Below are 21,179 nucleotides of genomic sequence, written 5' to 3'. Positions count from 1 at the left end.
TAAGTAAACTCTTTTACAACGAATGAGAAAATGTACGATCGGCGCCAGACAGTCTGTTTTCCCAATTGAGCAACTGCTCAGTGAGTAACAGCTCTCGGTTCACGCCGACGACTGAAGATAATTGATGGCGACAGTGCAGCCATTGATTGGCCGATTTTAGCAACACGGCGATAGAAGCTGACTCAGCCAATTGTTGCACCAACGGGCGCTGATCCTGATTGACGATAAAATTCCCTGCTCCCTGCTGCCATTTCAACGCATCCAGCAATAAAGAAGACAGCCAATACACACGATCGGCAACGTTATCCTGATTCAACTGCGGCAACAGTGACAACAAATCCTGACGGGCTAACGCCTCTACCAGCGCCTGACACAGCGCCGTTCGTTGCGCCCACTGCGCCGGTTGCAACAGTTGCTCTGCCGCAATAGGTGCGCCTTCGCTCAGCTGCAACGCCGCGAGCATGGCGACCGGCTCAGCGCTGATTTGCCGCCCCAGCCACTGCATGCTCAAGGCGGTTTCCGGGCAAGCCAGATGCCAGTAAAAACAGCGGCTACGCAGCGTTGGTAACAGGCGGGAAGGCTCAAAGCATCCCAGCAGGAAATACGTGTTTTCCGGCGGTTCTTCCAACGTTTTCAGTAAGGCGTTGGCCGCCGCATCGGTCAGGGATTCAGCCTGAGGCAGCCAGACCACTTTCGCTCCACCCTGCTGAGCATGGGAATAAAGGGTATCAATCAGGTTCCGAACCAGTTCAACGCCAATGCTGCTTTTGCCTTTTTCCGGCGACAGGACGTGCCAGTCCGGATGATTGCCAGCCAGCATCAGGCGGCAACTGTGACATTCGCCACAGCTTTTCTCTCCCTGACGTTTCTGGCACATCAGCCAGCGGCTCAATCCGTAAATCAGCGCATCGGCACCGTTGCCCGGCAGCGCATGGATCAGCAGGGCGTGATGGCCACGGCCGGCGATATGTTGCCCGACCAGTTGGCGGTAAGGTGCGTTTAACCACGGATACCAATTCATTACGCGCTTTCCCGCGCGTTTAACCACTGAGTCAGCGTTCGACGAATATCCGCGCTGACATTCTCTAGTGTCTGAGAAGCATCAATAGTTTGAATGGTTGAATCTGCTGCCGCCAGCGCCAGATATCGCTCCTGGGTGCGCTCGAAGAACGCCAAAGATTCTTGTTCAATACGATCTAACGCCCCGCGCTGGCGAGCGCGCTGCAATCCAATCGCCGGCGATAAATCCAGATACAGCGTTAAATCCGGGCGAAAATCGCCTAAAACCGTATCGCGCAGCGATGTCATCAGTTGGCTATCAATACCGCGACCGCCGCCCTGATAAGCCTGCGAAGAAAGATCGTGACGATCCCCTACCACCCAGGCACCGCGTGCCAACGCCGGTTTAATCACGTTTTCCACTAATTGCACCCGCGCGGCGTACAGCATCAGCACTTCGGCCTTATCTGTTAGCACTTCGCCATCAATACCTTGTTTAATCAGGTCGCGTAATTTTTCGGCCAACGGCGTACCGCCCGGCTCGCGGGTAAACACGATATCGTTAATACCCTGCTCGCGCAGTGTGGCAACCACGGTATCTCTGGCGGTGGTTTTACCCGCACCTTCCAGACCTTCGATAACGATAAATTTACTGTCCATTTTTATCCTTTAACGCCTGACGATAAACGCGTACTGCCTGGTTATGACTGGCTAAATTGGTGGTAAAGGTATGTCCGCCCTTACCATCAGCTACAAAGTAGAGATATGGCGTTTTAGCCGGATGTGCTGCGGCCTGTAACGATGCCAGCCCCGGCATGGCAATCGGCGTCGGCGGCATTCCCGCGATCACGTAGGTATTATACGGCGTTGGGGTGTCTAAATCCTTACGCGTGATATTTCCGGCATATTTATCACCCATACCGTAAATCACCGTAGGATCGGTTTGCAGCCGCATGCCGATACGCAGGCGATTGATAAATACCGAAGCCACTTTGGTTCGTTCATCGTTGATCGCGGTTTCTTTCTCAATGATCGAAGCCATAGTGACCAAATCATTCGGCGTTTTATATGGCAACGAGCTATCCCGCCCTTCCCACACTTGGGCAACGGCTTTTTCCATTTCTTTATGCGCCCGTTTCAGCAAAGCCAGATCCGTGGTACCTGCGGTATAAGAATAGGTGTCGGGATACAGCCAGCCTTCCGGATGTTCGGTATCTTTCAGGCCGATCAGTTCAGCAATTTCAGCGTTACTCTTACCCGCCAGCTCATGTTTGACGTAATCCGCCTGCTGCAAGGTTTCCATCCAGTCACTCAAACGAGAGCCTTCAATAAAGCGGATACTGAACTGGGCTTCTTTACCACTGGCCAGCAGTTTCAACATCTGACGTATCGTCATACCCGGCGTAAAACGATAGGTTCCGGCTTTGAAATTGGCGAGTTCCGGTTCGATCCGCAGTAACCACGGAAACAGAGTCGTATCCACAACGATATGATCTTGCAGTAATAAAGTTTCAAGCCCTACTCGGCCAGTACCCGCAGGCAGGGTAAAAATGGTGTCTTGCTTGATTTCCAGCGCGGAACCGGCGAAATTTTGCACTTTCTGATAGCCAAAAAACAGCAAACCCAAGCAGATCCCCACTAGGATGGTTAGTATTCTGAGGTTTTTTCTTTTCATCTATCGGCCATCTTTAAAATTTGGAATTGATATTAGCGATTAAATCGATATTAACAATGTGGTCGCATGAATTCATACAGCTCTCGCGAGCTATAAGTCCATTCATGCGCTTGATTAACCGAAACCAGCGGCATTAACGCGTTGCAGATCAGCACCTCATCTGCGTCTCTTAGCGTCTCTAAGGGTTCGGATACGCAGTGTAACGCGTATCTGGAAGCAAACAGTCGCGCCATAATACGACGACGCATGATACCCGCCACCCCAGAATGACTGAGATCCGGCGTAAATACTGCCTCGCCTTTGCGCCAGAATAAATTAGCCGCACAGCATTCCACCAGCTGGCCTGCAGTGTCAAGCACCAGAGCCTCGTCCGCCGTTGTCTGCTCAAGATGCGCGCGAATCAGTACCTGCTCCAAACGGTTAAGATGCTTAACCCCCGCCAGCAGCGGATTACGCGCCAACGCTACCGGACTTAACGCCAGCGTGATGCCCTCCTCGCGCCATAATGAATAATGTGCCGGATAACCACTAATCGATAATACGCGCGTCGGCTGTTCGCAGGCCTCACCGCTGTAACCCCGCCCACCGCTGCCCCGGGTCAAAATCACTTTCAGTACGCCCTGCTGAGCCTGCCACGCCAGTTCGGTCATTTCATGCTGTAATAGCGCCCAGTCAATAGTTGGCAGCAGTAAACGCTCCGCGCCTTGCTGCAAGCGTTGTATATGCATAGGCAGCCAGCAAACTTCACCATTAAGCACTCGCGCCGTAGTAAAACAGCCGTCCCCGAACTGCAAGCCTCTGTCGGTTGCAGAGAGCTGGTTTTGCGCCATACCGTTTATCAACATCATATCCAACTCTCTTTTATTTATTCGGTGGTTTATCTAGTGAGCAAACATATTAATAAGCTCTCATTGAGTTTACATCCCAAAGTTTTCTCAACCGGATATTCCACTACTTTCGGATTTATCTTTTTCTGTTCACTTACATTGGCAAACAATAGCTATAAAAAAACCCGGATAACCGGGTTTTTATCATCTGTGTTACTAATCGGTCGCTGTTACACTTTACGGAAAACTAATGAACCGTTAGTGCCGCCGAAGCCGAACGAGTTACACAGGGTGTATTCCATGCCTGAAACCTGACGCGCGGTGTGCGGAACGAAATCCAAATCACAGCCTTCATCCGGGTTATCCAAGTTAATGGTCGGTGGAATAGCTTGATCGCGCAGTGCCAGAACGGTAAAGATAGATTCTACCGCGCCAGCAGCACCTAACAGGTGACCGGTCATGGATTTGGTTGAGCTAACCATGACTTTCTCTGCATCAGCGCCAAACACCGATTTAACCGCCTGCGTTTCCGCTTTATCACCCGCTGGCGTGGAAGTGCCGTGCGCGTTGATATAGCCGATTTGCGAAGTAGTGACACCCGCGTCACGTAACGCATTCACCATAGCCAAAGCTGCGCCCGAACCGTTTTCCGGCGGCGAGGTCATATGGTAGGCATCGCTGCTCATACCAAAACCGACAACTTCTGCATAGATCTTAGCGCCACGCTTCTTCGCGTGTTCATATTCTTCCAGTACCATCATGCCGGCACCATCGCCCAATACAAAACCGTCGCGATCTTTATCCCATGGGCGGCTAGCCGCTTGTGGATCGTCGTTACGGGTTGACAAGGCTCGCGCAGCACCGAAACCGCCAACGCCCAATGGCGTACTGGCTTTTTCTGCGCCACCGGCGACCATCACGTCAGCATCATTATAAGCAATGATACGGGCGGCATGGCCGATATTGTGCACACCAGAGGTACAGGCAGTCGCGATAGAAATACTCGGTCCACGTAAACCAAACTTAATGGTCAGGTGGCCTGCGATCATATTCACGATAGTTGAAGGCACGAAGAACGGACTGATTTTCCGTGGCCCACCGTTAACCAGCGCGGTGTGGTTTTCTTCGATCAGGCCTAAGCCACCAATACCAGAACCGATAGCGGCACCGATACGGTCAGCGTTAGCGTCAGTCACTTCAAGACCGGAGTCTTGCATCGCCTGAATACCTGCCGCAATACCGTACTGAATGAAGGCATCCATTTTTCGTGCATCTTTGCGCGAAATGAATTCTTCACAGTCAAAATTTCTTACTAAGCCAGCAAACCGGGTTGCATAGGCGCTAGTATCGAAATGGTCGATCAGGCTGATGCCACTCTGCCCAGCAAGAACAGCATTCCATGTGGATTCTACTGTATTACCGACAGGAGACAGCATGCCCAGTCCAGTCACAACAACTCGACGCTTAGACACGTTTGTCCTCCAAGGAGGGAAAATAACACTTTGGGACAAAAACTTAGGCGGTCGAGTGACCGCCTAGATATGTTCGCTTACTGCTGACTAGCGTTGATAAAATCAATAGCTGCCTGAACAGTAGTGATTTTTTCTGCTTCTTCGTCTGGAATCTCGGTATCAAACTCTTCTTCCAGAGCCATTACCAGCTCAACGGTGTCAAGAGAATCAGCGCCAAGATCTTCTACGAAAGAAGCGTCGTTCAGTACTTCTTCCTGTTTAACACCAAGTTGTTCAACGATGATTTTCTTAACGCGTTCTTCGATAGTGCTCATACTCTTAAATTTCCTATCAAAACTCGCTTTCGCGATGGTTTTCGTAGTTTATAAAATGTTGAAAAAGATGCAACTAAATCTCGGCTGGTCGAACCACAATTTTGCATTATTTTGCGGTTTTCACCTCAAATAATGCAAAAAGTTCTGCCAGTGCTTAAACCATGTACATGCCGCCATTGACATGTAATGTTTCACCAGAGATGTAGCTGGCCTCGTCAGAGGCTAAAAATGCAACAGCGCTGGCGATTTCTTTAGCTTCCCCAAGCCGGTTAGCTGGTACTTGGGTTAAAATGCCTGCGCGTTGATCATCTGTCAACGCCCTAGTCATGTCCGTCTCAATAAAGCCAGGTGCCACGACGTTGACAGTAATGCCACGTGAAGCAACCTCACGCGCCAAAGACTTGCTAAAACCAATAACGCCAGCTTTAGCGGCCGCGTAGTTAACCTGCCCTGCATTGCCCATGGTCCCAACAACAGAACCAATTGTGATGATACGGCCAAACCGCTTTTTCATCATAGCTCGCATTACCGCTTTTGACAGACGGAACACGGAAGTCAGATTTGTATCCAGGATATCCTGCCACTCATCGTCTTTCATACGCATCAGCAGGTTATCACGCGTGATACCGGCATTATTCACTAAAATGTCGACTTCGCCAAATTCAGCACGAATAGTTGCCAGTACCTTGTCGATCGACGTGGGATCCACGACGTTCAACATTAAACCTTTACCCTTGTCACCCAAATAGGCGCTGATAGCTTCAGCCCCCTTCTCACTGGTCGCAGTACCAATTACAACGGCACCACGTTCGACCAATAATTCTGCAATAGCGCGGCCAATGCCACGGCTTGCGCCAGTTACCAGCGCAATTTTTCCTTCAAAGCTCATGCTATCCTCTTTATTATTGTTCAAGCGCTGCGGTCAAGGTCGCAACATCGTTTACCGGTGCTGCTGACAGAGTGTCCACGATACGCTTGGTCAGGCCAGTCAGAACTTTACCTGGGCCAACTTCCAGCAGCAGTTCAACGCCTTCTGCCGCCATAAATTCAACGCTTCCAGTCCAACGTACCGGATTGTATAGCTGACGTACCAGCGCGCTACGGATAGCTTCAGGTGACACTTCGGCTTTTACGTCTACGTTATTCACCACAGGGAACAACGGTGCCCGGAATTCAATGTCTTCCAGAGCAACGGCCATTTTATCCGCCGCGGGTTTCATTAATGCGCAGTGGGAAGGCACGCTAACCGGCAAAGGCAGTGCACGCTTGGCGCCAGCCGCTTTACAGGCCGCACCGGCACGTTCTACCGCTTCTTTGTTCCCGGCGATCACAACCTGCCCCGGCGAGTTAAAGTTAACCGGTGAAACCACCTGACCTTGTGCCGATTCTTCGCAAGCTTTGGCAATAGATTCATTATCCAGGCCAATAATAGCAGACATAGCGCCAGTACCTTCAGGTACCGCTTCTTGCATCAGTTGGCCGCGTAATTCAACCAGCTTAACCGCCTGTTTGAAATCCAGAACGCCAGCACATACCAATGCTGAGTATTCACCCAGGCTATGGCCTGCCATCATCGCAGGCGCTTTTCCGCCCTGCTGCTGCCAAACACGCCAGATGGCTACCGAAGCGGTGAGCAACGCAGGCTGAGTCTGCCAGGTTTTGTTCAGTTCTTCTGCCGGACCCTGCTGCACCAACTGCCACAAATCGTAGCCTAAAACCGAAGAGGCTTCGGTGAAAGTTTCTTCAACTATCGGGAATTGTGTAGCTAAATCAGCCAGCATACCCACGGTCTGAGACCCTTGACCTGGAAAAACCATTGCAAATTTCGACATCTTGCCTTCCTGTGAAATCAAAAGACTTTCTGTTAAATCAAAAACGAACCAGCGCAGAGCCCCAAGTGAAGCCGCCACCAAACGCTTCCAGCAGGACTAATTGACCGCGTTGAATCCGGCCATCACGTACCGCTTCGTCTAAAGCTGAAGGCACTGATGCGGCAGAGGTATTACCGTGACGATCGAGAGTGATCACCACTTTATCCAACCCCATACCTAATTTTTTCGCCGTAGCGCTGATAATGCGTAAATTTGCCTGATGCGGAACCAGCCAGTCCAGTTCTGAACGATCCAAGCCGTTAGCCTGTAACGTTTCATCGACAATGTGCGCCAGTTCGGTCACGGCCACTTTAAACACTTCATTACCTGCCATGGTGACGTAAGCAGGCTGATCCTGGGTTTCGCGATTCTGGTAAGGCAGAGTCAATAACCCGCCATAGGTGCCGTCCGCATGTAAGTGCGTTGACATAATACCCGGCTCTTCAGACGCACCCAGCAACACAGCACCAGCGCCATCGCCAAACAGAATAATCGTGCCGCGATCTTCCGGATCCAACGCGCGAGACAATACGTCGGAGCCAATCACCAGCGCATGACGCACTGCGCCACTTTTCACGTACTGATCGGCCACGCTCAGCGCATAGGTAAAACCAGCGCAGGCAGCAGCCAAATCAAACGCCGCGGTGTCTTTGATTCCTAACATCTGCTGCACCTGACAGGCAGAGCTTGGGAAAGCGTGACTTGAAGAGGTGGTGGCGACAATAATCAGCCCAACATCGTCTTTACTGACGCCAGCCATTTCCAGCGCGTTCTCTGCCGCACGGAAAGCCATTGTGGCCACATTTTCATCCGGTGCTGCAATACGACGTTCACGAATACCGGTGCGAGTCACGATCCACTCGTCGCTGGTTTCCACCATTTTTTCTAAATCAGCATTGCTGCGCACTTGTACGGGCAGATAGCTCCCCGTGCCGAGAATCTTTGTATACATGTACGTTCAGTCACTCTTGGGTAATACAGCTTCAAGGCGCGCGGCGATCCTTTCAGGAACCTGCCGCTGCACCGCCTGCACAGCCTGTTCTATTGCAACTGCAAACGCACGTTGGTTCGCAGCGCCGTGGCTCTTGATTACGATGCCCCGTAATCCTAACAGACATGCGCCATTATACTGGTCGGGGTTCAGATGCCCGAACCGCTTGGCCACGCGTTTTTGCAGCCAACGCCCCAGTAGTTTAAGCCACCAGGACTGTTTATTGTTCTCGCCCGATGATTTAAGCAACGACAAGAACATTCTTATCACGCCTTCCATGGTCTTAAGGGTGACGTTACCCACGAAGCCGTCACAAACCATTACGTCGGTTTTCCCGGTCAGCAAGTCATTGCCTTCCAGATAACCAATATAATTTATCGCCGGTGTATTTTTTAATACTGCGGCGGCTTCGCGGATATTATCTAAACCTTTGGTTTCTTCTTCGCCAATATTTAGCAGCGCGACACGCGGGGAGGTAATCCCCACGACTTCTTCGGCCATGACTGAGCCCATCACGGCAAATTGCACCAACATGGTGCTGTCGCATTCCACATTTGCTCCCAGATCCAACACCACGGTTTTACTACGGCGTTGGTTCGGGATCACCGTCATCAGGGCCGGGCGCTCTATCCCTTCTAACGGCTTAATCATCAACTTTGCCAACCCCATTAACGCTCCGGTATTCCCGGCACTCACACAGGCTTGAGCCTCACCGTTCTTAACTAAATCCAATGCGATACGCATCGATGTACCACGGCTGGCGCGAATTGCTTGTGAGGGTTTAGCGTCGCTGGCAATAACATGCTCAGCGGGAATTACCTGCAACCTTTCCAGCAACAAAGGATCGGTGTGGGCAAGTAATGGAGTGATGGCGTCGGGGTTTCCGACCAGCAGAAGCTTAAGTTGTGGATTAAAGGCCAGTGCCTGCAATGAAGCAGGCACTGTGACGCAGGGACCGAAGTCCCCGCCCATTGCATCTAACGCTAGGGTTAGACAAGTCAAGGTATCGCCTTGCTAAAGATTAGCAAGTACTACTCAGCCGATAACCTTGCGGCCGCGGTAGAAACCGTCGGCTGTGATGTGGTGACGCAGGTGAGTTTCACCGGAAGTTTTGTCCACAGACAGAGTGGCAGTGGTCAGAGCATCGTGTGAACGACGCATGCCACGTTTGGAACGAGTTGGTTTGTTCTGTTGTACGGCCATTGACCTTACTCCTTAATTACTTTTCTTTAAACTGGCTAATACGGCAAATGGATTCGGTTTCTCCACCTCTGCAGGCAGTTTACCAAATACCATGTCCGCCTCGGACACTTCACAGTGTTCAGATTCATGTACCGGAACGACCGGCAGCGAAAGAATAATTTCGTCTTCAATCATTGCCAACAGATCAACTTCGCCAAAATCGTCGACTTCGATCGGTTCGTACGCTTCCGGTAATGCTTCAGCCTGCTCGTCATTGACGATCGGGCTAAAACAATATGTTGTGTGGACATGGTGTGCGAAGGTGCCACCGCAGCGCTGGCACATCAACGTAACGTCGACGTCCGCATGACCTGTGATAACCGCCAGGCGCTGATTATCGATATTAAACGATAAGGAGGCCACGACATCGCTGTCCACACTAACCACGGATTCGGCAACGCGTGTCACTTGCTCAGGGGAATAGATACCTGCGTAATCTAATCGCTTCTGGGCAGTACGAACCGCATCAATGGTCAGGGGTAATTTTACTTTTTGCATAGGGCGCGCATATTAACTTTGTAACGACATAGAGTCAAAGAAAAAGGCCATTCAACCGCACCTTTCACCAATATTCGCTTCCTCAGCGGCGGACAGTTTAAAATGACTGATTAAATTACGCCACGGTTTATGGAAAATATTATGTCTCAGTTAGTTTTGGCTTCAACTTCTTCTTATCGCAAAGCATTGCTGGAAAAACTTCAATTGCCCTTTATTACCGCAGCGCCAGATATCGATGAAAGCCCGTTGCCGCAGGAAGACGCTCCAACCTTAGTGCAGAGACTGGCGAGCGCCAAGGCTACTGCGTTGGCTGAACACTATCCGCAGCATTTGATTATCGGCTCTGATCAGGTGTGCGTGCTGAACGGGAAAATAACCGGCAAACCGCACAATCATGAGAATGCGTTTAAACAATTACGCCAGGCCAGCGGCCAATGTGTCACTTTTTATACCGGTTTGACGCTGCTCAATTCCGCTAGCGGTCATATAAATATCCAGTGCGAAACTTTTCAGGTGTATTTCAGAACGCTAAGCGATGACGAAATAAACGGCTACTTAAGCATAGAACAGCCTTGGAATTGTGCTGGTAGCTTTAAAAGTGAGGGATTGGGAATAAGTCTGTTCGACCGTTTAGAAGGTCGCGATCCCAATACCTTGATTGGTCTGCCGCTGATTGCGCTTAATGAGATGCTGATGGAACAAGGGGTGAATGCGTTGTTAAGTCAGAACAGCGCAGATAAGCGCTAATAATAAGACAATAAAAAGAGTGATATAACAAAGTAAGGCGCACTTTTGCGCCTTACCGATGCTATTCGAAGCTGACAGCACGATTATTTTGCCGGGAAGTTTTTCCGCAGCATTAACAGGCAGTGGCGTAACTGATTATCCAACGGCGCTTCCAGCCGCATGGTTTCGCCGGTATTCGGATGCTCAAACCGTAAAGCTGCCGCATGCAGGAACAGGCGATGTAAGCCAGTGCCTTTAAGTTGCGCATCGAAATCACGGTCACCGTAACGGTCATCAAAAGCGATCGGATGGCCGGCATGCAATGCGTGAACGCGTATCTGGTGAGTTCGGCCAGTAATCGGGCTAGCTTTTACCAACGTGCAGTGTTCAAAGCGCTCTTCCACTTTAAAGCGGGTTTCCGACGGTTTGCCTTCGCTGCTCACCTTCACGACTCGCTCGCCGCTCTGCATAATATTTTTCAGCAACGGTGCCTGAACCGCCTTGCAATGAGATTGCCATTGGCCGCGAACTAGCGCCAGATAGTCTTTTTGCATACCTTTCAGCCGCAGCTGTTCATGTAGGGAGCGCAGCGCCGAACGTTTTTTCGCTACCAACAGAACGCCGGAAGTGTCGCGGTCAAGACGATGCACCAATTCGAGGAAACGCGCTTCCGGACGCAACGCTCTCAGCGCTTCAATTACGCCAAAACTCAGACCACTTCCGCCGTGTACCGCGGTTCCCGAAGGTTTATTCAGCACCAGCAGGTAATCGTCCTCAAACAGGATACAGTCGGCCAACGCCGCGACTTTATCCAGTTTTGCCGAAACGGGTGCGTCTTCACGCTCGGCCACGCGCACCGGCGGTACACGCACCACATCGCCGTCCGCCAGCTTATATTCTGGTTTAATGCGTCCTTTATTGACGCGAACTTCACCCTTACGCACGATGCGGTAGATCATGCTCTTTGGCACGCCTTTTAATTTAGCGAGCAAAAAGTTATCGATCCGCTGACCGGCTTCGTCGGCAGAAATGGTGATTAATTGTACTACTGGATTATCTGTTTTCATGGTGCGCGATTCTAATTATACAGAGGAATTAGCGCCACCCCTTTTTATGTGCTTAACTGTGAGTCTGGCTATTGAAGAGAACGTTTGCGCATTATTTTTGTTTAATAACACATCAATACTCGCCAACACTGTGAACACAGTAAAATAATCTTTACTTAGACAGCTAAAGTCACCTTGCTATATCAGTATCAGCAATGGAATAATGCAGTTAATTCCGCGTTGATTCTCGTTAGATCAAGGAACTTGTGGAATAATAAGTTTGCCTGATCGCACAAAAACGCAGCAATGGCGTAAGACGTAATGTGAAATCAAGCAATTAGCGGGCTGCGGGTTGCAGCTTGGCCGGCAAATGGGATCAGATCTGTTGTCATAAATTCAGAAGCTGCCCTCTACTAAAAGCGCTGTTTTTCAGAAAGAAACACAGGCTTACCGAGATAATGCGCCCCTATGCAGGCGACAACCGTGAGGTTGACGGCTTTGCTAGAAGACTCGGGGTCATCGGTTTATCCGGCCATGAGGTTATTTTGCCCGCAGTTCTAACGCCAATGTAAAAATAACGAGTAAGTTAAGATGAAAAGAATGTTGATTAACGCAACTCAGCAGGAAGAGTTGCGTGTTGCCCTTGTAGATGGACAGCGGCTTTATGATCTGGATATTGAAAGTCCGGGCCATGAGCAAAAAAAAGCGAATATTTACAAAGGTAAAATCACCCGAATTGAGCCAAGTCTGGAAGCTGCTTTTGTTGATTACGGTGCAGAAAGACATGGTTTCCTTCCTTTAAAAGAAATCTCTCGCGAGTACTTCCCAAGTAATTATTCCTCTCATGGCCGTCCAAACATCAAAGATGTATTGCGCGAAGGCCAGGAAGTTATTGTTCAGGTTGATAAAGAAGAACGTGGTAATAAAGGCGCAGCCTTAACCACATTTATCAGTCTCGCTGGCAGCTATTTAGTTCTGATGCCTAATAACCCGCGTGCCGGTGGCATTTCTCGCCGCATCGAAGGTGACGACCGTACTGAACTAAAAGAAGCCCTGTCTTCACTCCAGTTGCCTGACGGCATGGGGCTGATTGTCCGTACGGCTGGCGTAGGCAAATCTGCCGACGCGCTGCAATGGGACTTGTCATTCCGCCTGAAACACTGGGATGCGATTAAAAAAGCCGCCGAAGGCCGCCCTGCTCCGTTCCTGATTCATCAGGAAAGCAACGTTATCGTGCGTGCCTTCCGCGATTACCTGCGCCCGGATATCGGCGAAATCCTGATCGACAATCCAAAAATTCTCGATCTGGCCAAAGAGCATATTGCCGCTCTGGGTCGCCCGGATTTCAGCAGCAAAATCAAATTGTACAGCGGCGAAATCCCGTTGTTCAGCCACTATCAGATTGAATCTCAGATTGAATCTGCGTTCCAGCGCGAAGTGCGTTTGCCTTCCGGCGGTTCTATCGTTATCGATACCACCGAAGCGTTGACCGCGATTGATATCAACTCCGCACGCGCTACTCGCGGCGGCGACATCGAAGAAACGGCTTTCAATACCAACCTGGAAGCGGCGGACGAAATCGCTCGCCAATTGCGTCTGCGTGACCTCGGCGGCCTAATCGTTATCGACTTTATCGATATGACGCCGGTTCGCCATCAGCGTGAAGTAGAAAACCGTCTGCGTGACGCCGTTCGTCAAGACCGCGCCCGTATTCAGATCGGCCGGATTTCTCGCTTCGGTCTGCTGGAAATGTCCCGTCAGCGCCTTAGCCCGTCACTGGGTGAATCCAGCCACCACGTCTGCCCGCGTTGCAGCGGCACCGGCACCGTGCGTGACAATGAATCTCTGTCGCTGTCGATTCTTCGTCTGATTGAAGAAGAAGCGCTGAAAGAGAATACCCATGAAGTTCACGCTATCGTTCCAGTCCAGATTGCCTCTTATCTGCTGAATGAAAAACGTGAATCGGTTAATGCCATTGAGAAGCGTCAAGGCGGCGTGCGTGCAGTTATCGTACCTAACGACCAGATGCAAACCCCGCATTACTCGGTGCTGCGCGTACGTAAAGGTGAAGAAGTTCCGACCCTGAGCTACCTGCTGCCGAAACTGCATGAAGAAGAGATGGCTCAGCCACTGGAAGAAGCGCCAATGGAACGCAAACGTCCGGAACAACCGGCGCTGGCGACCTTCTCTCTGCCAACGGAAGTGCCACCGGAAGCTGAACCTGCGGCAGCGGCCAAACCTGCGGTGCAGCCAGCAAAAGCAGCCGTCAGTGCCGCACAGCCGGGTCTGTTTAGTCGCTTGATTAGCGGTCTGAAAAGCCTGTTCGCCGCACCAGCTGAAGCGGAAGTGAAACCGGCTGTCGTCGAAAAAACCGAAAATACCGATAATCGTCGTCAAGATCGTCGTAATCCGCGCCGTCAGAACAATGGCCGCAAAGATCGCGGTGACCGCACGCCGCGTGAAGGTCGCGAAAATACGCGTGAAAACGCGCGTGACAACGGCAATCGGGATGCAAACCGCGATAATCGTGACATCCGTGAAGGCCGTGAAGGCCGTGAAGATCAGCGTCGTAACCGTCGTTCTAACCAGCAAAATACCGCGGTTGAAGCTACGGTAGAAAATCGCGACAACGACAAAGCGCCACGGGAAGAACAGCAACCGCGTCGTGAACGTGGCGATCGTCAACGTCGTCAACGTCAGAATCCGCAGGAAGTGAAAGCGGCTGAAGTGGTTGAAAGCGTTGTAGCGGTAAATCTGGTAGAAGAAGTCCAGCCTGAGCAGGAAGAACGCCAACAGGTGATGCAGCGTCGTCAGCGTCGTCAATTGAATCAAAAAGTACGTATTCAATCGGCCAATGATGAACTGAACCCAGCGGATACCGCCAGTGAAAAGACTCCTGTTGTTAAAATCGCCGAGCAAACCGCGGCTCCGGTTGTTGCACAGGAAGAAGTGAAACTGTTAGCACCAGCAGCGGATGAAGACAACGGTAACGATCGTTCTGCCAATAACGAGAATGGTATGCCACGTCGTTCACGCCGTTCACCACGTCACCTGCGTGTCAGTGGTCAACGTCGTCGTCGCTATCGTGACGAGCGTTATCCAACCCAATCCGCTATGCCTCTGGCCGGGGCGTTTGCCTCTCCGGAAATGGCGTCAGGCAAGGTGTTTATTCGTTATCCGGTTGCACTGCCGCAGGAACAGCAAGTTGCTGAGCCAGCAGCGGAAAATATCGCAGAAAACCTGAATACCCAAGCGGCTGAAACACCTGCTGTGATCGCAGCACCGGCAGTCACCACCGGTCAGGCGAATTCGGTTGCTGCATCGCCAGCGATTGAACAAACCGTGGCGGTACCAGCCGTTGTCGCTGAACCTGCTGTGATTGAAGCGCCTAAAGCTGAAAAACCGGTTGAAGCGTTCACGCCAGCGCCTGCGGCTTACAAACATCAGCCAGGTGGTTCATCTTCATCAGCTGCTGCCGTACCGGGCCGCGCGCCAGTTGCTGCTCCAGTCGTTGAGGCGCCTGTAGTCAAAACTGTTGCAGTTGAAACTGCTGAAGTTAAAACTGTTGAAATGGAAACTGCTGGCGTTGAAACGACGAAAGCTGAAACTCCGGTTAACCAGCCAGCAGCGCAAGCGGTTGTTCAGCCAGAAGTGACGGCTCAACCTGCGGTTGAAGAAATCGCAGCGAAAGCGGTCACTATAGAAGACGTTGTTGCCGAAACCCTGGCTGTTGAAGCACCGTTTGAAGCTCATACCGAAACCATTGTCAGCGCAACTGACGCAGTTGAAGAAACCGCGCCAACAACAAAAGCTGTGGTAGAAGAGAATGTGGCTGAAACCGTTGTTGCTGAAGTGACTGCGACGCAAGCAGCGCCGGAAACGCCAGTAGTTGATGCACCGAAAACCGTTGAAGTGGCCGCTACCGTAGTGACCGAAGCGGTTGTTCATCCGGAAGGCGTGCGCTTCAAACATCATGCATTCGCTCCGATGACCAAAGCACCGGCTTCTGCCTCAACTCAGGCTACGCAAGCGTCAGCTCACAGTGAATGGCAACGCCCTGCGTTCGACTTTGCAGGTAAAGGCTCTGCGGGCGCGCACGCGGCAGTGAACAAGGCTACGGCACCGGCTACCAAGCCTCAGCCAGTCAAGTAACTGACAGCTAGCTCCTTAACGACAAAACCCGCCACACGGCGGGTTTTTTTACGACTGAAAACCGTAATTTCTGAGCATTAAACCGACTCAATCAGGCAATCTGTTTCAGCGTTTTGATATCCAGATTATCCAATTTGCCGTCTAACTGGCCGACAAATGCCTGGAAATGAGCGGTTTTATTGTGCTTTTGCAGCGCATCATCGGAGGCCCAACGCTCAAAGAACACAAAGGTACCCGGCTGACCGATTTCCGCATGAAGATCGTATTGCAGATTGCCGCCTTCGGCACGACTTGGCTCAATAATTTGATGCACAATAGCCTTAACATCTTCAATAAACTCTGGTTTCGCCACTAAGCTGGCGATGACGCGAACTTCCATTTTACCCTCTCCTGTTTCAATCTTCTGTCGGCCTGACGACCGATAGCTGTTTATTGCATCGAATTCACTGACGCAATACCTGTCTCTATAAGATGCCTTTTTCTAATTGTTTTCAACTTAACCCGAACAATCAGATGCATCTGTCGCACTTTCCGCTTATCCTTACACCCCGCCGGAAACACTCCCGTACCAGCAAAAAACCTCGAAATTCTCATCAAAGTGGAGCTAGCCAAATGACTGCACAATCCCAAACCCTGAAAATTCGCCGCCCGGACGATTGGCACATCCACTTGCGTGACGACGAAATGTTAGCCAGGGTACTCCCTTATACCAGTGAGGTATTTGGCCGGGCAATAGTGATGCCAAATCTGGCCACTCCCATTACCACCGTTAGCAGCGCCATTGCTTATCGGGAACGTATTTTGGCGGCGGTGCCTAAAGGCCAGACATTCACTCCGCTGATGACTTGTTATCTGACCAACCAGTTGACCGAAAGAGAGTTGACCGCAGGTTTCGAGCAAGGCGTATTCACCGCGGCCAAACTTTACCCTGCCAATGCCACCACGAACTCAACCCACGGTGTGTCCGATATTTTAGGGATTTATCCGCTGTTCGAGCAGATGCAGAAATTAGGTATGCCGCTATTGATTCACGGGGAAGTAACCGATGCCGATGTCGATATCTTCGATCGGGAAGCCCGCTTTATCGATCAGATTCTGGAGCCTATCCGCCAAAAATTCCCTGCGCTGAAAATCGTTTTCGAGCATATCACCACCAAAGATGCGGCTGATTATGTGCTTGCAGGTAATGATTTTATTGCCGCGACCATCACGCCACAGCATTTAATGTTTAACCGTAACCACATGTTAGTTGGCGGTATTCGCCCTCACCTGTTCTGTTTGCCAATCCTGAAACGTGGCACCCACCAGCAGGCTCTGCGTCAAGCCGTTGCCAGCGGCAGCGAGCGTTTCTTCCTGGGTACCGACTCAGCGCCGCATGCCAAACACCGCAAAGAGTCTTCCTGTGGCTGCGCGGGCGTATTCAATGCGCCGTCGGCCTTACCGTCCTACGCTACCGTGTTTGAAGAAATGGAGGCTTTACAACATCTTGAAGCCTTCTGTTCATTGAACGGGCCGCGTTTCTACGGTTTGCCAGTCAATGAAGATTTTGTTGAGTTGGTGCGCCAGCCCTTCACCCAGCCGGAAGAAATTTCGCTTGGTAACGAATCTATTGTGCCTTATCTGGCAGGCCAAACGCTGAATTGGTCAGTAAAAAGCTAATGTCTTTCAAGGGGAAGCGTTATTCTCTTCCCTTATTTTTCTCATTTTTTTCATTCTCCCTCTTGTCGCACATTACATTTAACTGTATAAACATACAGTATCAATATTCGGAGGATGAAACATGCGTGTTGAAGTCAGCATTGATAGAAAAAACCCATTACCCGCGGGCGCGATTGAAGCCTTAACCGGGGAGCTCACTAAAAGGCTCAATGCTCAATTCCCGGATACGACCGTCAGGATTCGTTATGCCGGAGCTAACGATCTTTCGGTACTTGGCGGAGCCAAAACCGATAAAGATCGGATCTCTGAAATATTGCAAGAAATTTGGGAAAGCGCCGACGATTGGTTTGACGCAGAATAACTCACTGTTATGCAGTTTTTGCCGGGGAGTCGCTCCTCGGCTTTTTTGTCCTCACATCATGTTCTCTGATTATTTTTTCTCAGCCCCTTGTCCTCTTTCTTTCTATGCCCATATTGAAGCTGAATCGCGTTATTGTGCATTTTCTCAGCGTTATTAAACAAATTTGTAAAGATGTTGTGTTATTCGCCAAATAAATATCTAGTTGCGTATACTGAAAAAGCTCACTCAATTATGAGCCGAATGATCCTCATTAGTTACTTCAATTAGTTACTACTTAATAAGGGGTCTATATGGACAGAAATGATGAAGTTATTCAGACTCACCCGCTCGTAGGCTGGGATATCAGCACTGTAGACGCGTACAATGCCATGATGATTCGTCTTCATTACCTGTCTTCCGTGGATCAACCCACAGAGAACGCCTTAGTCGATAGAACGCTCTGGCTGACCACCGATGTAGCACGCCAATTAATTAATATTCTAGAAGCAGGCATTGCTAAGATCGAATCAACGGATTATGTAGACATTGACCACCGAAAACACTAGTTATTTCAAAGCTAAACCCCAGGGCACCGATGAGTCTTCATCAGGTGCCTTTTTATTCGCCACTCCCGCCCTCACGCTCGTTTCGCCCCTTTAGATAGTCTTCTACTCATGTTATTACTAATACACATAATTATTACTTTTGCGTAGCCTGCCTTTATACGATGGCCTGAAGGTTTATCAGGCATATACGCTATTTCCTGGAGTCACAGAGCATGGAATATGATTTGATTGTGGTTGGCAGCGGTTCCGTTGGCTCAGCTGCGGGTTATTACGCGGCGCAGGCTGGATTAAAGGTTCTGATGATCGACAGCGGTATGCCGCCACATCAATCCGGCAGTCACCACGGCGACACTCGCCTGATTCGTCATGCTTATGGCGAAGGGGAAAAATATGTGCCACTGATTCTTCGTGCGCAAACTTTGTGGGATGGCCTGTCCACAGCGACTGGCGCGGAGCTGTTTCATGCCAGCGGCGTGATTAACCTGGGCCCGCAAGACTCCGAATTCCTGAAAAACGTACAGGAAAGTGCCCGCAAGTACGATTTGCCGATTCAGGTCATGAACGGGAGCGAAGTGAGGCAAAAATGGCCGCTTTTCACCGTTCCTGACGACTATATCGGCGTATTTGAGCCGAAATCAGGCTATCTGCAATCTGATTTGGCCGTCTCCACCCTGATTAAAGAAGTCACCGCCGCTGGCTGCGGGATTCTATTCAACTGTCCGGTTTCGGCTATTCACCCTGACGATAATGGCGTGGATGTGGTGACTATCGATGGTACCTACCGCGGTAAGAAAGTGGTGGTCACCGCTGGCACCTGGGTGAAAAAATTACTTCCTACGCTCCCCATTTCCGCCGTGCGTAAAGTCTTTGCCTGGCATCACGCAGACGGACGTTACAGCGAAGAAAATCACTTCCCCGCCTTCACCGTAGAAACTCCAGATAACGTCCATTACTATGGTTTCCCGTCGAAGAAGGAAGAACTGAAAATCGGTAAACATAACGGCGGTCAACTCATTGAATCTGCGGATCAACGCAAGCCTTTTGGCGGTTTTGCCGAGGATGGAACCGAAGTTTTCAGCTTTTTACGCAACTATTTGCCCGGCGTTGGCGTGTGTTTAAGGGGTTCATCCTGCACTTACGATATGAGTCCTGATGAAGATTTTATTATCGATACGCTGCCAGAAAGTCAAAGAATTATGGTATTTAGCGGGCTAAGTGGCCACGGTTTTAAGTTCGCGACTGCTCTGGGCGAAATCGCCGCGCTGTTTGCGCAAGATAAGGCGTCTCCTATTGATATTAAACCTTTTTCTTTGAGTCGATTTAACTGATCGTCTTAGCGTAATCGGGCTATTTATCGCAGGATATTCTGATAGTTTTAGAATCTCCTGCATTTTTTTATTATTCTGTTCATCTTCGATTATCCCACTGCTATTTCTGCTATTTCCTGCTTATTTATAATTATCCATTCGTAAATGCCGTCTATTAGCATCGCGAATCCCGAATTGACGCTAAAGCTACCTGAGGATTAACTTATTCGCGTTTGCGGCCGGGTATGGTTGCCCGTATGACAAGGATGTAACACCATGAGAATATTAATCATCGACGAATGTTATTACACTCGCTCTGGTGTAAATAAATACTTAAATAGCATGTCATCTGTAAATTTAATGGATGTAGCAACTGTTGAGCAAGCAACGCTGGTAATTCAGAGTTTCGATCCTGCGGTAATAATGGTCAATTTAACCCAATATTGTCGCTACGGCGGACATTGTCCATTGCTGGAGGAATTTATTACCCGCTGTACACGCGCCAGAGTCTATATTTATCTGGATGCATCTTATCCCTTTAGCGAAACACCAATACCTTTAACGGAGACTGTATCAATATTAGCCAAGCGGCGCTTACCCGATTTATTGCACTCACTGACACACTTGCAGGATGCTGGTAGTCAGGAAGGCTGGCAGCAAGGGACAACGCATTCGTCCTTATTTAGTCCGCAAGAACATAAAGTGATGTGTTACTGGATGACAGAAATGCCAAATTATCGCATAGCAAAAAAGCTAAATATCAGTGATAGCACCGTATATTCGCATAAAAGACATATCACCGAAAAAATAAAAGTTAGGAATCGTCTGGAGCTATGCTTTATCTATAACGTTTTTAAATATTTGTATTGAAGATGGCTCACTGTTTTCTCCATCGGTCAGCGCCTCTTTAGCTACACATTTCTTGGTAAGCTTTATTTCCATCAATAATGCCTCCGAAGATACTGGTTAACCGTATCTTTAAGGATAAAATTAATGGCAGCAATATCTTACTAGTAAAATTAAAAATCCGGCTAATATTAACCACGCTCGATATCATGGAGAATATATAGCCGGAATCTACAATGGGGATCTCACTGAAGATAACTTTAATTAATTAACTATTCTTATATTGCATGTCAGCTTTCCCCCTAACACTAATTGTTATCGTTATTGAGTCAGAGTTTCGGATTTACCTGCTACCTTCCTTATTTTTAGAAAGTAATACCCTTTATTTTTAATGATAAATACCGTAAAAGAGAAACTCTATTGGACAATATCCGTTGAGGGCTTAGTAGTAACTTATTGTTTTAATAATAAATATAACTATAATAATCACAAAGCTCAGCAGCCCGTTGGCATCCATGTTCAATAAATTATTTTCGATGTTGATCAACAACGTACGCGCACATTTAGTGTTCTACATTTGCCTATGGCTAATTTTATTGGCGCTGGATATCTACTTCTTTTTCTACGCTTAACGTCGTTCCCAACGAC

22 protein-coding genes are annotated in these 21,179 nt (G+C 49.6%); 8 read left to right on the top strand and 14 right to left on the bottom strand.

The genetic code is table 11. The features are described 5' to 3' along the window. Positions 1-13 precede the first annotated feature (13 nt). The 12 genes from holB to yceD form a co-directional block, all read right to left on the bottom strand. Complete coding sequence (gene holB / locus DBA33_RS07965) at positions 14-1,021, bottom strand: DNA polymerase III subunit delta' (protein ID WP_064513058.1); 1,008 nt, start codon at positions 1,019-1,021, stop codon at positions 14-16. Beyond that, positions 1,021-1,659 carry a dTMP kinase gene (gene tmk, locus DBA33_RS07960; protein WP_120806143.1) on the bottom strand — a complete coding sequence of 213 codons (639 nt, stop codon included), beginning with the start codon at positions 1,657-1,659 and terminating at the stop codon, positions 1,021-1,023. Before tmk ends, holB begins: the two co-directional genes overlap by 1 nt. Further along, the gene (gene mltG, locus DBA33_RS07955) at positions 1,649-2,674 is read right to left on the bottom strand and encodes an endolytic transglycosylase MltG (protein ID WP_120806141.1); all 1,026 of its coding nucleotides are present in this window, start codon (positions 2,672-2,674) and stop codon (positions 1,649-1,651) included. The genes tmk and mltG overlap by 11 nt, the downstream gene beginning before the upstream one ends. Before the next feature lie 50 nt (positions 2,675-2,724). Further along, positions 2,725-3,522: an aminodeoxychorismate lyase gene (gene pabC / locus DBA33_RS07950; RefSeq protein WP_064513051.1), complete on the bottom strand. Its 798-nt coding sequence runs from the start codon at positions 3,520-3,522 to the stop codon at positions 2,725-2,727. A gap of 209 nt (positions 3,523-3,731) precedes the next feature. Next, the gene (gene fabF / locus DBA33_RS07945) at positions 3,732-4,973 is read right to left on the bottom strand and encodes a beta-ketoacyl-ACP synthase II (protein WP_071889724.1); all 1,242 of its coding nucleotides are present in this window, start codon (positions 4,971-4,973) and stop codon (positions 3,732-3,734) included. 77 nt (positions 4,974-5,050) lie between these two features. After that, positions 5,051-5,287, bottom strand: coding sequence for an acyl carrier protein (gene acpP / locus DBA33_RS07940; protein ID WP_064513047.1), 237 nt, complete (start codon positions 5,285-5,287; stop codon positions 5,051-5,053). 154 nt (positions 5,288-5,441) lie between these two features. Then, positions 5,442-6,176, bottom strand: coding sequence for a 3-oxoacyl-ACP reductase FabG (gene fabG, locus DBA33_RS07935; protein ID WP_064513045.1), 735 nt, complete (start codon positions 6,174-6,176; stop codon positions 5,442-5,444). 13 nt (positions 6,177-6,189) lie between these two features. Continuing rightward, positions 6,190-7,119: an ACP S-malonyltransferase gene (gene fabD, locus DBA33_RS07930; RefSeq protein WP_064513043.1), complete on the bottom strand. Its 930-nt coding sequence runs from the start codon at positions 7,117-7,119 to the stop codon at positions 6,190-6,192. A gap of 37 nt (positions 7,120-7,156) precedes the next feature. Further along, positions 7,157-8,110 (bottom strand): beta-ketoacyl-ACP synthase III, encoded by a 954-nt coding sequence (locus DBA33_RS07925; RefSeq protein WP_120806139.1) that lies wholly within the window; start codon positions 8,108-8,110, stop codon positions 7,157-7,159. 6 nt (positions 8,111-8,116) lie between these two features. Then, complete coding sequence (gene plsX / locus DBA33_RS07920; protein ID WP_071889721.1) at positions 8,117-9,151, bottom strand: phosphate acyltransferase PlsX; 1,035 nt, start codon at positions 9,149-9,151, stop codon at positions 8,117-8,119. A gap of 33 nt (positions 9,152-9,184) precedes the next feature. Beyond that, complete coding sequence (gene rpmF, locus DBA33_RS07915; protein WP_002210931.1) at positions 9,185-9,352, bottom strand: 50S ribosomal protein L32; 168 nt, start codon at positions 9,350-9,352, stop codon at positions 9,185-9,187. A gap of 12 nt (positions 9,353-9,364) precedes the next feature. Continuing rightward, positions 9,365-9,889 (bottom strand): 23S rRNA accumulation protein YceD, encoded by a 525-nt coding sequence (gene yceD, locus DBA33_RS07910; RefSeq protein WP_049596428.1) that lies wholly within the window; start codon positions 9,887-9,889, stop codon positions 9,365-9,367. Between the two features lie 141 nt (positions 9,890-10,030). On the opposite strand from yceD, the gene DBA33_RS07905 reads away from it, so the two are divergent. After that, the gene (locus tag DBA33_RS07905) at positions 10,031-10,636 is read left to right on the top strand and encodes a nucleoside triphosphate pyrophosphatase (protein WP_064513037.1); all 606 of its coding nucleotides are present in this window, start codon (positions 10,031-10,033) and stop codon (positions 10,634-10,636) included. A gap of 83 nt (positions 10,637-10,719) precedes the next feature. Here the strand turns inward: DBA33_RS07905 and rluC are convergent, their stop codons facing one another. After that, positions 10,720-11,682 carry a 23S rRNA pseudouridine(955/2504/2580) synthase RluC gene (gene rluC, locus DBA33_RS07900; protein WP_064513035.1) on the bottom strand — a complete coding sequence of 321 codons (963 nt, stop codon included), beginning with the start codon at positions 11,680-11,682 and terminating at the stop codon, positions 10,720-10,722. 570 nt (positions 11,683-12,252) lie between these two features. Between rluC and rne the strand changes: the two genes are divergently transcribed. Further along, a complete protein-coding gene (rne, locus tag DBA33_RS07890) occupies positions 12,253-15,813 on the top strand; it encodes a ribonuclease E (RefSeq protein ID WP_071889718.1) in 3,561 nt (1,186 codons plus the stop codon). A 91-nt stretch (positions 15,814-15,904) separates the two neighbouring features. On the opposite strand, the gene DBA33_RS07885 is transcribed toward rne, so the two are convergent. Beyond that, a complete protein-coding gene (locus tag DBA33_RS07885; protein WP_049596432.1) occupies positions 15,905-16,192 on the bottom strand; it encodes a putative quinol monooxygenase in 288 nt (95 codons plus the stop codon). Between the two features lie 233 nt (positions 16,193-16,425). Between DBA33_RS07885 and pyrC the strand changes: the two genes are divergently transcribed. The 6 genes from pyrC to DBA33_RS07855 all read left to right on the top strand — a co-directional run bounded on the left by pyrC (position 16,426) and on the right by DBA33_RS07855 (position 21,163). Then, complete coding sequence (gene pyrC, locus DBA33_RS07880; RefSeq protein ID WP_064513031.1) at positions 16,426-17,472, top strand: dihydroorotase; 1,047 nt, start codon at positions 16,426-16,428, stop codon at positions 17,470-17,472. Between the two features lie 121 nt (positions 17,473-17,593). Then, positions 17,594-17,833 carry a DNA damage-inducible protein I gene (gene dinI / locus DBA33_RS07875; RefSeq protein WP_064513029.1) on the top strand — a complete coding sequence of 80 codons (240 nt, stop codon included), beginning with the start codon at positions 17,594-17,596 and terminating at the stop codon, positions 17,831-17,833. A 290-nt stretch (positions 17,834-18,123) separates the two neighbouring features. Continuing rightward, a complete protein-coding gene (gene bssS / locus DBA33_RS07870; RefSeq protein ID WP_049596435.1) occupies positions 18,124-18,378 on the top strand; it encodes a biofilm formation regulator BssS in 255 nt (84 codons plus the stop codon). Between the two features lie 212 nt (positions 18,379-18,590). Continuing rightward, on the top strand, positions 18,591-19,706 hold the full coding sequence (solA, locus tag DBA33_RS07865; protein ID WP_064513028.1) for an N-methyl-L-tryptophan oxidase: 1,116 nt from the start codon (positions 18,591-18,593) through the stop codon (positions 19,704-19,706). Between the two features lie 255 nt (positions 19,707-19,961). Continuing rightward, on the top strand, positions 19,962-20,555 hold the full coding sequence (locus DBA33_RS07860) for a LuxR C-terminal-related transcriptional regulator (RefSeq protein ID WP_064513027.1): 594 nt from the start codon (positions 19,962-19,964) through the stop codon (positions 20,553-20,555). 491 nt (positions 20,556-21,046) lie between these two features. Next, the gene (locus tag DBA33_RS07855) at positions 21,047-21,163 is read left to right on the top strand and encodes a DUF2770 family protein (RefSeq protein ID WP_049596438.1); all 117 of its coding nucleotides are present in this window, start codon (positions 21,047-21,049) and stop codon (positions 21,161-21,163) included. The last annotated feature ends 16 nt before the right edge of the window (positions 21,164-21,179 follow it).

Source organism: Yersinia sp. IP36721, assembly GCF_003634395.1.
Taxonomy (GTDB): Bacteria; Pseudomonadota; Gammaproteobacteria; order Enterobacterales; family Enterobacteriaceae; genus Yersinia; species Yersinia entomophaga.
Note: the sequence above shows the minus strand (reverse complement) of the source record. Positions and strands in the feature narration are given on the sequence as shown.